Annotated in this window: 14 protein-coding genes; 10 read left to right on the top strand and 4 right to left on the bottom strand. The window is 66.7% G+C overall.

The features are described 5' to 3' along the window. Positions 1-4: 4 nt before the first annotated feature. The 3 genes from QGN31_RS18255 to QGN31_RS18245 are packed head-to-tail and all read right to left on the bottom strand — an operon-like array spanning position 5 to position 2,255. On the bottom strand, positions 5-625 hold the full coding sequence (locus QGN31_RS18255) for a PaaI family thioesterase (RefSeq protein ID WP_014941538.1): 621 nt from the start codon (positions 623-625) through the stop codon (positions 5-7). Continuing rightward, the gene (locus tag QGN31_RS18250; protein ID WP_014941539.1) at positions 622-1,251 is read right to left on the bottom strand and encodes a cysteine hydrolase; all 630 of its coding nucleotides are present in this window, start codon (positions 1,249-1,251) and stop codon (positions 622-624) included. The genes QGN31_RS18255 and QGN31_RS18250 overlap by 4 nt, the downstream gene beginning before the upstream one ends. Beyond that, positions 1,248-2,255 carry a Rieske 2Fe-2S domain-containing protein gene (locus tag QGN31_RS18245; RefSeq protein WP_009957694.1) on the bottom strand — a complete coding sequence of 336 codons (1,008 nt, stop codon included), beginning with the start codon at positions 2,253-2,255 and terminating at the stop codon, positions 1,248-1,250. The genes QGN31_RS18250 and QGN31_RS18245 overlap by 4 nt, the downstream gene beginning before the upstream one ends. Positions 2,256-2,339: 84 nt before the next feature. Between QGN31_RS18245 and QGN31_RS18240 the strand changes: the two genes are divergently transcribed. Genes QGN31_RS18240 through QGN31_RS18220 form a run of 5 tightly spaced genes read left to right on the top strand, consistent with a single transcriptional unit; the run spans position 2,340 to position 6,988 of the window. Further along, the gene (locus tag QGN31_RS18240) at positions 2,340-2,798 is read left to right on the top strand and encodes a nuclear transport factor 2 family protein (protein ID WP_009957692.1); all 459 of its coding nucleotides are present in this window, start codon (positions 2,340-2,342) and stop codon (positions 2,796-2,798) included. Next, complete coding sequence (locus QGN31_RS18235) at positions 2,785-4,407, top strand: flavin-containing monooxygenase (RefSeq protein ID WP_014941540.1); 1,623 nt, start codon at positions 2,785-2,787, stop codon at positions 4,405-4,407. The genes QGN31_RS18240 and QGN31_RS18235 overlap by 14 nt, the downstream gene beginning before the upstream one ends. An 18-nt stretch (positions 4,408-4,425) precedes the next feature. After that, positions 4,426-5,547 carry a PHB depolymerase family esterase gene (locus tag QGN31_RS18230; RefSeq protein ID WP_043954625.1) on the top strand — a complete coding sequence of 374 codons (1,122 nt, stop codon included), beginning with the start codon at positions 4,426-4,428 and terminating at the stop codon, positions 5,545-5,547. Continuing rightward, positions 5,547-5,927: a nuclear transport factor 2 family protein gene (locus QGN31_RS18225; RefSeq protein WP_014941542.1), complete on the top strand. Its 381-nt coding sequence runs from the start codon at positions 5,547-5,549 to the stop codon at positions 5,925-5,927. Before QGN31_RS18230 ends, QGN31_RS18225 begins: the two co-directional genes overlap by 1 nt. Continuing rightward, entirely contained in the window at positions 5,924-6,988 is a 1,065-nt protein-coding gene (locus QGN31_RS18220) for a TIGR03857 family LLM class F420-dependent oxidoreductase (protein ID WP_026071494.1), read from the top strand. The genes QGN31_RS18225 and QGN31_RS18220 overlap by 4 nt, the downstream gene beginning before the upstream one ends. Here QGN31_RS18220 and QGN31_RS18215 read toward each other — a convergent pair. Beyond that, positions 6,985-8,481, bottom strand: coding sequence for an acyl-CoA carboxylase subunit beta (locus QGN31_RS18215; protein ID WP_014379629.1), 1,497 nt, complete (start codon positions 8,479-8,481; stop codon positions 6,985-6,987). The two genes, QGN31_RS18220 and QGN31_RS18215, sit on opposite strands and share 4 nt — an antisense overlap. A gap of 204 nt (positions 8,482-8,685) precedes the next feature. Here QGN31_RS18215 and QGN31_RS18210 point away from each other — a divergent pair, with 204 nt between their 5' ends. From QGN31_RS18210 to QGN31_RS18190, 5 genes are all read left to right on the top strand, one after another. Next, the gene (locus QGN31_RS18210; protein ID WP_014941543.1) at positions 8,686-9,909 is read left to right on the top strand and encodes a cytochrome P450; all 1,224 of its coding nucleotides are present in this window, start codon (positions 8,686-8,688) and stop codon (positions 9,907-9,909) included. A 153-nt stretch (positions 9,910-10,062) separates the two neighbouring features. Further along, positions 10,063-10,908, top strand: coding sequence for an SDR family NAD(P)-dependent oxidoreductase (locus tag QGN31_RS18205; RefSeq protein ID WP_014382126.1), 846 nt, complete (start codon positions 10,063-10,065; stop codon positions 10,906-10,908). 22 nt (positions 10,909-10,930) lie between these two features. Next, the gene (locus tag QGN31_RS18200; RefSeq protein ID WP_009957684.1) at positions 10,931-11,587 is read left to right on the top strand and encodes a TetR/AcrR family transcriptional regulator; all 657 of its coding nucleotides are present in this window, start codon (positions 10,931-10,933) and stop codon (positions 11,585-11,587) included. Further along, on the top strand, positions 11,574-12,251 hold the full coding sequence (locus QGN31_RS18195) for a hypothetical protein (protein ID WP_014382127.1): 678 nt from the start codon (positions 11,574-11,576) through the stop codon (positions 12,249-12,251). The genes QGN31_RS18200 and QGN31_RS18195 overlap by 14 nt, the downstream gene beginning before the upstream one ends. Before the next feature lie 3 nt (positions 12,252-12,254). Continuing rightward, a complete protein-coding gene (locus tag QGN31_RS18190) occupies positions 12,255-14,159 on the top strand; it encodes a YhgE/Pip domain-containing protein (RefSeq protein ID WP_014384126.1) in 1,905 nt (634 codons plus the stop codon).

Here is a 14,159-nt window from a genome sequence, read left to right as displayed (position 1 = left end):
CCTCTCACGGCTGGTGGGGTAGCAGGCGAACCATCAGGCCGTTGGCTTCGCTGAGCAACGTGCCGTCCGCGTCTGTCATAGTAGCGTCAATGAAAACTTTCCTGCCCTCGGCTTTGGTGATGCGCCCCTGAGCGCTCAGCGGCTGGTCGATCGGGGTGATATTCCGGTAGTCGACATGCAGGTAGGCGGTGCGCGTCGGCCGGATATCCGCGGTGGACACCACCATGCCGAACAACCAGTCGTAGAACAGCGGGATCATGCCGCCGTGCACGGCCCGGTTCCCGCCGATGTGCGAGGCGGTGAAATGCCCGGCCATCCTCACACCGTCGGGGCCGGACTCGGTCACCATCCAGGGCGGCAGGAGGGGATGGGCCAACCCGGGCAGGGTCAGCACCCGGCCGGCCACCGCCTCGATCTCCGGGACCTGGTGGCCGTCCAGCAGCGCGCAGGCGTTCTCCAGGTGCGCCGTCGCGGCGGCCCACACCGCGGGGTCCGGCTTGGTGGACACGGTCAGGTCCTGCAGGCGGCGCAGCGCGGCGACGAACGGGCCCAGCTCGGCGGGAGCGTCCTCGACGGGTTTGACGTCGGGGAACCCGCCGCGGACTTCCGGCGCGGTATCGGTCATCGGGCTCCCTTGTCCCAGGCCTGCAGAAGATCGTCGGTGCTGGTGACGGTGGCCAGCAGCGACAGCGTGTTGGCGATCATCGCTGCACCATAGTCGGCGGGGAAGCCGGCCACCGCGTCGCGGGGCAGGACCACCCGGTAGGCGGAGTTGACCGCGTCCATGACGAGGTTGGGAATCGCGATGTTGAGCGAAACACCCACCACGACGATGGTCGATACGCCGAGATTGCGTAACACCGCGTCCAGATCGGTGCCGCCCATCGGGCCCACGCCGTGCCAGCGGCGCAACACCAAATCCGAAGGCTCCGGCCCTAATTCGGGCAGCAACTCCGCACCCGGTGTGCCGGGCGTGATGTCCACCCGGTTGCCGCCGCCCATCGCGAAGATCTTCGCGTTGTGGTTGGAGCCGAGCCCGTCGGGCCGCCGTTGCACCAGGCAATGCACAACGCGCACTCCGGCCGCCCGGGCCGCGGGCAGCAGGCGCGCGATGTTGGGCAGCGCGTCGCGGCGAGCCTCCTCGGCGAGCATGGCCAGGCCGGCATCGGGACCCATCACCGCGCCCTGGCACTCCTGGGTGACGATCGCGGTGTGCTCGGGTGCGGCCAGTCCGGCCAGCGGGTCCGTCATGCGGGGGCGCCCACCGGCGCGACGTCATAGAACTGCGTCGCCCACTTCCGCAGTGCCATATAGCCTTTCGCGTCGACTTTGGACAGCGGCGGACGCTCTACGTACTTTTGGTAGCGCCAGATCTGCAGGTCGTCGAACACGGTGGACAAGAACTGCTTCTCGATGACCTCCCGGAGTTTGCCCTCCGGTACGGGGGAGTCATCGCCGGGGATCCGCGGCCACCAGATCGAGTAGAACAGGTCCGAACACTCGTCGTCGACCGGTGTGCACGTGAAGATCAGCCGGTGATTCTGCGCGCCCTCGAAAACGCTGATGGCCCCGCCGAGGCCGAACAGGTGGCTGTGGAACCGCAACGCGAGGTCCTCGGGGTCGTCGCTGTTCGCATCAGGCCAGCCGGCGATGAACTGCCACTCGTGGTCGACGATCTTCCAGTCGAGGACTCGGGGTGTCACCGTGGCGTGGTGCACGTACTCGAAATGGGCGCTGTCGGGGGCGTTCTCGGCCACGATCTGCGGATGCACCGGCTCGCGCTCCGCGCGCCGGGAAAACTCCGGATATGCCCGGTAGTAGGCCGCCGGATCGGTCTCGAATTGGGGGAACTTCCTGAAGATGTCCGGCATTTCCCACTGCGGTTCCTTGCCGTCCGGGTGGTGCCAGATGAACACGCAGTCGTATTGCTCGCGGACGGGATACACCTTCAGGTGTAGCGCGCGGTTGGGTCGGTCCGGCTGATAGGGAATGTATTTGTTGCAGCCGTCCGGGCCCCAGCGCCACCCGTGGAAGGGGCACTCGACGCAGTCGCCGACCACCTTGCCGCCGTGGCCGATGTGAGCACCGAGGTGTTTGCAGTGCGCTTCCAGGACGTGCAGCTCGCCCGACTCGTCGCGGTAGGCCACCAGGTCCTCGCCGAAATAGTGCAGCGGCCGGACCTCGCCGACGGGAAACTCCGGGGACCAGCCGACCATGAACCAGCCGGTGACCTTCCAGGTGAAGGGGACTTTCACGTCGGCGCCTCCCGCGATCGTTGATACTAAATCCATTACAGTATAGATTTCAGCAGTCCGGCCCGCGCGCGGCAAGGGAGTGAGATGACGACAGCGGCTGACGAGCTGGAAGCCATCCGACAGCTCAAGGCGCGCTACTGCCGTTTCCTGGACACCAAAGACCTCGAGTCCTGGCGCGGAGTGTTCACCGCCGACGTCGTGGTGACGCTCGACATGGCGGTGTCCACCGCCGGTGCCGACCCCCAGACCGCGCCGCCGATCGAGGGCGTCGAGAACTTCGCACCGATGGTGATGGGCGGCCTCGAGGGCGTGGCCACCAAACATCACTGCCACACCCCCGAGATCACGCTCACCTCGGCCACCACCGCGACCGGCATCTGGGCGATGGAGGACCTGCTGATCTTCGGTGACGGCCGCGAGTTGTACGGCGCCGGGCACTACCACGAGACCTACGAGAAGCGGGACGGTCGTTGGCAGATCAAGTCCTTGCACCTGACGCGAACCATCTTGAGGATGACCGGCGGTGACGATGGCCGACGCTGATCCCTCGTTCGACGTTCTCGTCATCGGCGCCGGATTCTCCGGGCTGTACATGCTGCACCGGCTGCGGGAACTCGGGCTGCGCACCCGTGTGCTGGAGATGGCCGAAAACGTGGGCGGCACCTGGCTTTTCAACAGATACCCCGGCGCGCGGTGCGACATCGAGAGCATCGAATACTCCTACAGCTTCTCCGAAGAGATTCAGCAGGAGTGGGTGTGGACCGAGTCGATGCCGGCCCAGCCCGAGATCGAGGCCTACCTGAACTTCGTGGCCGACCGGCTCGACCTCCGCCGTGACATCCGATTCGGCACCAAGGTCGTCGCGATGACGTTCGACGACGAAGCCGCGACGTGGTCGGTGCGCACCGAAACCGGCGAAACCTTCCGCGTTCCCTTCGTCGTCGCCGCCTCCGGCATCCTGTCGGTGCCGTTGGAACCCGACATCCCCGGGATGGGCACGTTCGCCGGGCTGTCGCTGTTCACCAGCCGCTGGCCCGAGGGCGGCGTCGACCTCACCGGCAAGCGCGTCGGCGTCATCGGTACCGGCTCGACCGGCGTCCAGCTCATCCCCGTCGTCGCCCGAGAAGCCCTGCAGCTGTCGGTGTTTCAGCGCTCACCCGCCTACACCCTGCCCTGGCGGGTGCATCGCTTCGCCCCGGGCGAGCTCGACGACATGAAGGCCCGGTATGGCGAGATCCGTGCGGCCCAGCGCGCCCACCCGATCGGCGCGGCCCGGCTGAGCGCCTTCTCCGTCCTGCTCGAAATGCTCGGCAGGCCGCCGCTGAAGTCGGCGACGCGCGAAGAACAACTGCGCGCCATCGAGGAGCACGGCGTCATGGGCGCATTGAACTGGGGCGACATCTTCTTCGACATCGAAGCCAACCGGATGGCCGCCAAGCTGTACGGCGAGGCGGTGGCGCGGATCGTCAAGGACCCGGAGACCGCTGCCTCCCTGGTGCCGGTGCATCCGTTCGCGTGTAAGCGACCGATCATCGACCAGGGCTACTACGAGACCTTCAACCGCGACAACGTCACGCTGGTCGACCTGCGCAAGTCGCCGATCCGCGAGGTCACGCCCGCCGGTATCCGCACCGAGGACCGGCTGCACGAGCTCGACGTCATCGTCTACGCCACCGGGTTCGACGCCATGACCGGCGCGCTCAGCCGGATCGACGTTCGCGGCCGCGGCGGCGTCTCGCTCGGCGAATTCTGGGCCACCGAAGGCCCGCTGTCGTATCTGGGTCTGGCGGTCGCCGGGTTCCCCAACCTCTTCACGGTTCAGGGCCCCGGCAGCCCGAGCGCCGCGACGAACTTCGTCGCCGCCCTCGAGCAGCACGTGGAGTGGATCGGCGACTGCATCGCGTACCTGCGCGCCCACGACATCCGCACCATCGAGGCATTGAGCACCGCTCAGCAGGAGTGGATCGACCACGCCACGGCGCTTGTTGCGCCGACGGTGCTGGTGCATCCGTCGTGCAACTCCTGGTACAACGGTGGCAACGTGCCCGGCAAGAAACGGATGTACATGGGCTATACCGGCGGAATCCCCGAATACCGGCGGCGCTGCGACGAGATCGCGGCAAGCGGATACACCGGGTTCAAACTGGCGTAGCTGTTGAAGGTGAGCGACATGGCGAAGGCATTGAACGGGCTGAGCCTGGCCAAAGACGCGGCCCGGGAACTCGGAATGCTGGTGCCGCGCACCGTGGCCGGCCTGCAGGAGTCCACTAATTGGTCCCCGTTGTCGCCGCGCGGTGCGCGCCAGTTCGGTGAGGTCATGCTCGATGAGCTTGTGCTGAGCGGCTTTTCGCTGCTCGGTGGGAGCCCCGCGGCGATGCGCCCGCTCGATGCCTGCATTGCGGCGGCCGAGGAGCTCTCGGCGCTCGGCATCGACCGCGCGCATGGCGACCCGAAACCGTTGCGGGAAGCCTCGATACGCCGGCACCGCATCGCCGGCCTGGCATACGAACGGGTGACTTTCGAACACGATCCCGCGCTGCCGCCGAGCTTGGAGGCCGACGGGTTGGGCGGCCCGGCACGGGCGGTGGCGCACGTGTGCCGGCACCGCGACGGCCCCCGACCCTGGCTGGTATGGGTGCACGGCGCCGGCCAGGGCGGCACCGAAGACCTGCTGATGTCCGGCATCGGCCGGATACATCGCAAGCTGGGCTTCAACATCGCGCTGCCGGTGCAGCCGGGTCACGGGTGCCGGCGCCGGCAATGGCCGGCGTACCCCGACATGGATCCGCTCGGCAACGTCGCGGGAATGATGCGGGTCGTCTCGGAGGTGCGCGCCGTGGTGCGGTGGGCACAGGCGCAAGGCACCGCCGTTGTGGTGGCAGGGATTTCGATGGGCAGCCCCGTGGCCGCACTGGTGTCGCATCTGGAAAAGCAGATCGATGCGGTGGCCCTGTACACGCCCATCCTGGGACTCAACGCGATGATCGCGCGGCACCTTCAGCGTTGGGGGCCCTCGCGCGACGGATTTCGCGAGCTGCTGGAATCTCCCGTCGTCACACAGCTGACCTCGGTGATCGACCCCCTGGCCGTCACGCCGTCGCCGCCGCCGGAACGCCGGCTGATCGTCGGGGCGTGGCACGACCGGATGGCGATGCGCGAGCCCGCCAACGCGTTGCAGGAACGGTGGGGCGGCCAGTTGTACTGGTACGACGGCAGCCACGTCGGGCACATCTTCTCCCGGCGCGTGCAGCGCATCACCGACCGATTCCTGCGCGACGCGGTGCCCGGCTGATGGCGCCCACCTGGACGGCGCGCACCGTCGTCGAACTCTACAACCTGGTCGTGTGGAACGAACACAACATCGAGCTGGCCGAGGAGTTGTTGGGCGACACCATCATTCGGCACGAGGTCGGTTCCTCCCGCACGCTGACCCACGCCGAAGCGGTCCAGCGGGTGGTGGACATGTGGCAGGCGGCCGAATCGTTGCACTTCGACCTCAACGTCGTCGTCGAGGGCGACGACGGCGAACACGTGGCGATCGTCTACGACTCGACGATCAAAACCAAGGACGGCACCGAAACCAACATCGCCAGCATCGAGGTGTTCCGCGTGGTCGATGGCAAAATTACCGAGGTTTGGAACTGCGGCTACCAGCAAGGGGTTTGGAATTGAGTGACCGTACGCTTGATGAACTGGGCTTCTATCTGCTGGCCGGCGCGGGTGGTGAGGGCCCGGCGACCTTGATGGACGAGGCCCGCCGTGGCGAGGAACTGGGCTTCGGCACCGGATTCATCTCCGAGCGCTGGAACGTCAAGGAGGCGTCGTCTCTGGTCGGGGCGGCGTGCGCGGTGACCACTCGCATGCAGATCGCCACCGCCGCAACCAATCACAACACCCGCCACCCGCTCATCACGGGATCGTGGGCGACCACCATGCATCGTCTCTCCGGCGGCCGGTTCACCCTGGGCGTCGGCCGGGGCATCGCAGCGATCTACGGGGCCTTCGGCATCCCGGCGGTGACGACGGCGCAAATGGAGGATTGGGCCCAAGTCATGCGCCGGCTCTGGCACGGCGAGCTGATCTTCAACCACGACGGCCCGATGGGCAAGTACCCCATCCTTTTTCTCGATCCGGACTTCAACGAAGACATCCGGTTGGCCCTGGTGGCCTTCGGACCCAACACGCTCGCGCTCGGCGGCCGCGTGTTCGACGACGTCATTTTGCACACCTACTTCACCCCGGAGACCTTGCAGCGCAGCGTCAAAACCGTGAAGTCCGCCGCGGAGAAGGCGGGCCGCGACCCCGACAGCGTGCGGGTGTGGTCGTGCTTCGCGACCGTCGGGGACCACCTGCCCGAAGAGCTGCGGCTGAAGAAGACCGTCGCGCGGCTGGCCACTTACCTGCAGGGCTACGGCGACCTGCTCGTCCGAACCAATGACTGGGATCCCGATGTGCTGCAGCGGTTCCGCGAAGACCCGGTGGTCACGTCGATCGCGGGCGGGATCGACCACAAGGGCACGCCCGAACAGATCGAGCACATTGCGACGCTGATTCCCGACGAATGGCTGGAGCCCTCGGCCACCGGGTCCGCCCAACAGTGCGTGGACCGCATCCGCAAGGAGTTCGACTACGGCGCCGACGCGGTCATCATGCACGGCGCCACGCCCGACGAGCTCGAGCCGATCGTCGCGGCGTATCGCGAATCGGTAGATGCAATCTCGCGGCAGTCTTAAGGCAGGATGACCGTCCGGGACACCGGCTCGGCGGCGGCCTGCCTGCTCGACAGGCCACGCTTCAAGGACGCGAGCAGAGCATCGCGCGTCTCGCGGGGATCGATGAGCTCGTCGAACCCCATGTGTTCGGCCGATCGATAGGACGCCTCCAGCTCGGCGTTGCGCAGCTTGGCCGAGAGGTCTTCGCCGGCGTGTGAGGCGCGGCTCAGCGCCGCGGCGCTCATGGCGCCCATCGTCGCGCCGGGGTAGGCGAAGGTCGCGACCTGATGATCGAAACCCAACAGCGACATGACCATCGAGCCGAACCCGTACGCCTTACGCAGCGTGAGGTGCAGCTTCAACGTGGTGGCGGCCGTCTGCGCGGCGAACATCCGCGCACCGGCGCGCAGCACGCCGGCGCGCTCGGATCGGCTGCCGGGCAGCATGCCCGGATTGTCGGCGAGGAACACGATCGGCAGGTGGAAGGAATCCGCCACCATGATGAAGTGGGCCGCCTTGTCCGCGGCGTCGGCGTCGATGGAGCCCGCGAGCACCTGGGGCTGATTGGCCACCACCGCGACCGGGTGGCCGCCGAGGTGGGCGAGTGCGCAGACGATCGCCCTGCCGAACTGGGGCTGCACCTCGAACCAGTCGGCGCTGTCGAAGACCACGTCGAGCACGGCCCGCATGTCGTACACGCGGCGGTTGTCCCGGGAGACGATGTCGAGCAGCTCCGGCGTCGCCCGCGGGTCGGCGGCCGCACCGGTCGGTTGCGGCGACGGGTACGACCAGGCGCTCGGCGGGAAGTACGACAGGTAGCGGCGGACGTCGTCGAGCACCGCTTCGTCGTCCTCGGCGACATTGTGGATCACGCCGCTGGGCAAAGCGACGTCCGGCCCGCCCAGGTCCTCCTTCGAAATGTCTTCTCCGGTCGACTCTTTGACGACGGGGGGGCCAGCGGTGAAGATCGCGCCCTGCCGGCTCATGATCCGGAAATCGCAAACCGGGGCCACCAGGGCGCCGTGCCCGGCCGAGGGGCCGAGGACGGCGGCGACGGTCGGGACGCGCCCCGAGCATTGCGCCTGCGCCAGCAGGTCGGTCGGGGTGCGCCCGTAGTGCCCGCCGGTGGGGCGAAAGCCGGCGCCTTCGAGCAGCATGACCAGCGGGATCTTGTCGCGCAGCGCCAGTTCGGCGATGCGGTACCGCTTGGAATTGCCGCCGGGACCGATGCTGCCGGCCAGGGTCGTGAAGTCCTCGGCGCCCAGCATCACCGGTGAGCCGTTGATCTCACCGGAGCCCACGACCAGCCCGTCGGCCGCGGTCTCACCTCCGACCAGGGTGCCGAGCTCACGGAACGTGCCCGGGTCGAGGAGGTACTCGATTCGCGCGCGGGCGTCGAGCTTGCCCTTGTTGCGGTGCTTGTCGAGCCGCTCCGGCCCGCCCATTTCGAACGCGTGCTGACGGCGGCGCTCGAGATCGTCGAGCGTTTCTCCCCAGTCCTGGGCTTTCGGCATGCCTATGTCCTACCTCATCGAGGATCCGTCGCGCGACGAATCTCAGCGGGGCGACCCGCTTGCGGTCACCACGGATTGCGGGGTCACATACTGGATTGCTTACTGTAAAGTTACCCGCATGCCTGACGCGCCCCGCCTCAAGGTCCGTCTTCGGCCGGCGGGGGCGCCCCGAATCGAGGAGTTTCACCCGTGAGCGCAACCACGATGGACGAGGCCGCCAACCTGCTGGCGGACCCGTTGGCCTACACCGACGAGCAGGGGCTGCATGCGGCGTTGACGCACCTGCGCGCCAACGCCCCGGTGTCGTGGGTGGAGGTCCCGAATTACCGACCGTTCTGGGCGATCACCAAACACGCCGACATCATGGACATCGAGCGTGAAAACATGCTCTTCACCAACTGGCCGCGTCCGGTGCTCACGACCGCCGAAGGCGACGAGATGCAGGCCGCCGCGGGTGTGCGCACGCTGATCCACATGGACGACCCGCAGCACCGGGTGGTGCGCGCGATCGGGTCCGACTGGTTTCGCCCGAAGGCGATGCGGGCCTTGAAGGTTCGCGTCGACGAACTGGCCAAGTTCTACGTCGACAAGATGATGGCAGCCGGTCCCGAATGCGACTTCGTTCAAGAGGTCGCGGTCAACTACCCGCTCTACGTGATCATGTCGCTGCTGGGCCTGCCCGAGGCAGACTTTCCCCGCATGCTCAAGCTGACCCAGGAACTGTTCGGCAGCGACGATTCCGAATTCAAGCGCGGCAGCTCCAACGAGGATCAGCTGCCGGCGTTGTTCGACATGTTCCAGTACTTCAACGGCGTGACGGCGTCGCGCCGCGAGCACCCGACCGAGGATCTCGCCTCGGCGATCGCCAACGCCCGCGTGGACGGCGAACCGCTGTCGGACATCGACACCGTCTCGTACTACCTGATCGTCGCCACCGCGGGCCACGACACCACCAGCGCCACCATCTCCGGCGGCCTGCAGGCGCTCATCGAGAACCCCGACCAGCTGCAACGCCTGCGCGACAACCTCGACCTGATGCCGCTGGCCACCGACGAGATGATCCGCTGGGTCACCCCGGTCAAGGAGTTCATGCGCACCGCCTCCAGCGACACCGTGGTGCGCGGAGTGCCCATCGCCGCAGGCGAATCCGTGCTGTTGTCCTACGTATCGGCCAACCGCGACGAGGAAGTCTTCGACGACCCGTTCCGCTTCGACGTCGGTCGCGACCCCAACAAGCACCTGGCCTTCGGCTACGGCGTGCACTTCTGCATGGGTGCGGCGCTGGCCCGCATGGAGGTCAGCAGCTTCTTCTCCGAGCTGCTGCCACGCCTGGAATCCATTGAACTGACCGGTGACCCGGAGCTGGTCGCTACGACCTTCGTCGGCGGGCTCAAGCACCTGCCGGTTCGTTACTCACTGCGGCGGTGATCGGGCTCCGCCCGTACTCCTAACGGCATGCTGGCACTTCCCCCGGCTCAGCTGAGTGCAGATGGTGGTGGGGCGTTGGCCGAACAGTGAACTCGTCGTTGAGCGGCGGCCCGCCTGTCGCGTGATCGCTACACTCCCCGTGGAGGTCTCGCCATGACGCGCAGGACGATTGTCATCACGGGTGCCAGCGACGGCATCGGCGCGGCTGCGGCGCGTCGCCTCTGCCGCACCGGCGACCAGATCGTCGTGGTGGGCCGCACCCCAACCAAGACCGCCGCGGTGGCCGCCGAATTGGACGCGGACCACTTCGTCGTCGATTACGCCGACCTGTCCCAGGTGCGGGCGCTGGCGGGCAAGATTCGTTCGCAACATCCGCGTATCGACGTGTTGCTCAACAATGCGGGCAGGATGGCCAGCAAGATCGAGCTGACCCCCGACGGCTACGAACGCACCTATCAGGTCAACTACCTGGCGCCGTTCCTGTTGACCACCCAATTGCTGGATGTGCTGCTGGAGTCACGCGCCACGATCGTCAACACGTCCAGCTCGTCACAGCGGCTGCTGCGCAACGTCAAGCTCGCCGATTTCGACACGACGGCACGGCGCCGGCCCAGCACCGCCTACGCGGTGGCGAAGTTGGCAAACATCTTGTTCACCAAGGAATTAGATCGCCGGTATCGGGCCGATGGCCTTTCGGTGGCAGTGGTCCACCCCGGTTTCGTCAACACCAATATCGGTCATTCGTCCGGCTCGCGCTTTCTGACGACCATGCAACGCACGCCCGTCAGCCGAATGATCAAGTCCGCGGATGATGGCGCCGATCAGCTGGTCTGGTTGGCGACCAGCGTGCCCGGCGTCGACTGGGCGGTCGGCGAATACTACGCGAAAGGCAAAGTCGCCAAAGCCAATCGGGCGGCCTACGATCCGATCCTCGCGCGCGAACTCTGGGATCACACCCTGGCCAACCTTTCTTGGCGCCATCCTTTCGATACTCAGTAGTATCCATTCGATACCGTGGAGTATGCTGCTGACCATGTCTCCTGTCAAGGCGCACCGAACCCGCCCCACCCGCGGCGAGGTTCGCGACCGCATCCTGGACGCGGCGTCGAAGGTTTTCGCCGCCGAAGGCTTCGCCGGGGCCACCATCGATGCCATCGGCCAGGCCGCGGGTTTCACCAAGGGAGCGGTCTACTCGAATTTCGAATCCAAAGATGAGCTGTTTTTGGCCCTGCTCGACCGCGAATTCGAGCTCCGCGGCGAGCAGATCGCCACAGCGCTGGACAGCAGCGGCGGCGACACCGGTGCGGCCGCACGGGAATTGAGCCGGTCATGGCTGGACGCCGTTCGCGACCATTCCGATTTCTACGTGCTGTTCGTCGAATACTGGCTGCGCGCCCAGCGCGACAACCAGCTGCGCGAGCGCCTCATCGAACGCCGCCGCGCCGCCGCCGCCCACCAAGCGGTGCACATCGTCAAATCGAGCCCGTCCGTGGCATCCGATCGAGAGCTCGCCGACCTCGCCCAGCTCGTCGTCACCATCAACCTCGGCGTGGCGATGGAAGAGGTCCTGCGTCCCGGGACCATCAACCCCGACCTGCTAGCGCAGCTGGTCACCGCGGTGCTGGGATCGATTCGGGCTTCCGCCGGTCAGGGAGGGCCTCACCATGGGTACGAATGACGGGCCGGACGCCGCGGCGCCGGTGATCATCGCCCGCGGATTGGGGGTCGACGGTGAGCACGGGCCGCTCTTCTCGGGGGTCGACCTAACCCTGACGTCGGGATTTCACGCGATTCAGATGCCCGGGGGCCCAGGGCAGACCACGCTGCTGCTGACGCTCGCGGGACGTTTCAGGCCGAGCCACGGCACGCTCACCGTCCTCGGCGAAACAACCCCGCGCGCGATCCGCCGGCAGTGCTCGATCGCGGCCTTCGAAGGCATCGACGAGCTGGAGGATTCGGTGACCGTGGAGACCGTGCTCGCCGAGCAACGGCGGTGGCTGGCGCCGTGGTATTCGTCGGTGCCGCTTCAATCGGGTCCGGCCGAGCTGGCCGAGGTCTTCGGCGAGATGGCCCCGCCGTCCGCCGACACCTACATCGTCGAACTGTCAGACCTCGAACTGTTTCTGCTGCGCATCACGCTGGCGTTGTTGTCGAATCGGCCGATCCTGGTGGTCGGCGACCTCGAGCAGGTTCGCGACAATTCCCGGCGAACGATCGCGGCCGACAGGCTCGGCGTGATCGCCGAGCAGCGCACCGTCGTCGTCGGGGTGACCAACCCGCTCGGCACGGAGGCGCCCGACCACGAACTACACGATCACCGCATCCTGACCGGAGAGGGCTGAACGATGTTGGCTGGACTCGCCTTTGGCTCGGAGATCAAACGTTTCGGCCGTAGCCGCTTGACGCGCGTGGCCATCGTCGTACTGATGCTGCTACCCCTTGTGTACGGGGCGCTGTACCTGTGGGCGTTCTGGGATCCGTTCGGCCACACCAACAAGATGCCCGTGGCGTTGGTCAACTCCGATCGTGGTGCCGTCGTATCCGGGCAACAGTTCAACGCCGGCGCGGAGATCGCCAAGAGCCTGACCGCGGACGGCGGCCTTGACTGGCACGTCGTGGACCTAGCGGAGGCACGCAACGGAGTCGACCACGGCAAGTACTACTTCATGGTCGAATTACCGCCCGATTTCAGCGCGGCCATTGCATCGCCGGTGACCGGGCAACCCAAGAAGGCCAACCTGATCGCCGTCTACAACGACGCCAACAACTACATCTCGACGAGTATCGGTCGTACCGCCATCGGCCAGGTGCTCAACGCCGTGTCCAGCCGGATCTCGGGACAGGCCGTCAATCAGATGCTGTCGGTGGTGGTTTCGTCGGGATCGGGGATCAAGCAGGCCGCAGACGGGGCCGCGCAACTCGATGACGGCGCCGGTCAGCTGGTGTCCGGCCTGGACACCGCGCGGTCCGGATCGGCAACGCTTGCCACGGGCGCCAAGCAACTGTCAGACGGAATCAACCAGGCCACCGACCCGCTGCTCGCGGTGACCAAGGCGGTGTCGCAAATCGGCGGCAGCACGCAGCAATTGCAACAGGGCGCGGCAGCTCTTGCGCAGGCCAACGACCAACTCGGTGCCATCGCCGGGGCGCAGGATGCCGCCGCAAACTCGCTGTCATCGGTGATCGACCAGCTCTCCGCACGACAGGATCCGCTGGCGAACAACCTGCGCGGCATCCAGGATCAGCTCCGGGGTCACCAATTCACGCCCCAGATCCGCCAGCAGCTCACCGACGCGCAGAACGTGGCGATCGCCATGACATCGGGGTTGCGGAACCCGGGCAGCCCCCTGGGGTCGGCGCTCGACCAGGTCGGCAGCAAGGGACAGGAGCTGACGAACAAGCTCACCCAGCTGCGCGACGGAGCCCAGCAAGTCGCCACCGGCAACGCCGAATTGGCCGGTGGCATCGCCAAGCTCGACGACGGCGCACGACAACTCAAGGCGGGATCGGCCGAGCTGGCGACCAAACTCGCCGACGGGGCCAAGCAGGTACCCAACTGGACAAGCCAGCAAAAGGATGCGGTCGCCGAAACCATTGGTGGTCCGGTGCAACTCGAGGCTTCACATGAGAACGCCGCGCCCAACTTCGGCACCGGGATGGCTCCGTTCTTCCTCACGCTCGCCTTGTTCTTCGGTGCGTTGGTGCTGTGGATGGTGCTGCGGCCCTTGCAGACTCGCCCGATCGCGGCGGAGGTGCTCGCATTCCGCGTGGTGCTCGCCAGCTACCTGCCCGCCGCCGCGATCGCGCTATTCCAAGCCGTCATTCTCTACTGCGTGGTCCGGTTCGCCCTCGGTATGCACGCCGTCCATCCGGCGGCCATGCTGGGGTTCATGGTGCTGATCTCCGGTGCGTTCGTAGCCGCGACGCAGGCGATCAACGCGCTTGTCGGTCCAGCGGTGGGCCGGGTGCTGATCATGGCTCTGCTCATGTTGCAGCTCGTCAGTGCGGGCGGCATGTACCCCGTGGAAACCACGTCACGGCCGTTCCAGATCCTGCACCGCTTCGACCCGATGACCTATGGCGTCAACGGGCTCCGGCAGCTCATCCTGGGCGGCATCGACGCCCGACTATGGCAGGCGATCATCGTGCTGGCCGCGATAACCGCTGTCGCACTGGCGATCTCCTGCCTGTCGGCGCGACGAGACCGGCTCTGGAATCTCAGTAGGCTGATCCCCGCGATCAAGATGTAA

It is taken from the genome of Mycobacterium sp. 2-64, from assembly GCF_035918375.1.
GTDB classification, from domain to species: Bacteria; Actinomycetota; Actinomycetes; order Mycobacteriales; family Mycobacteriaceae; genus Mycobacterium; species Mycobacterium intracellulare.
Note: the sequence above shows the minus strand (reverse complement) of the source record. Positions and strands in the feature narration are given on the sequence as shown.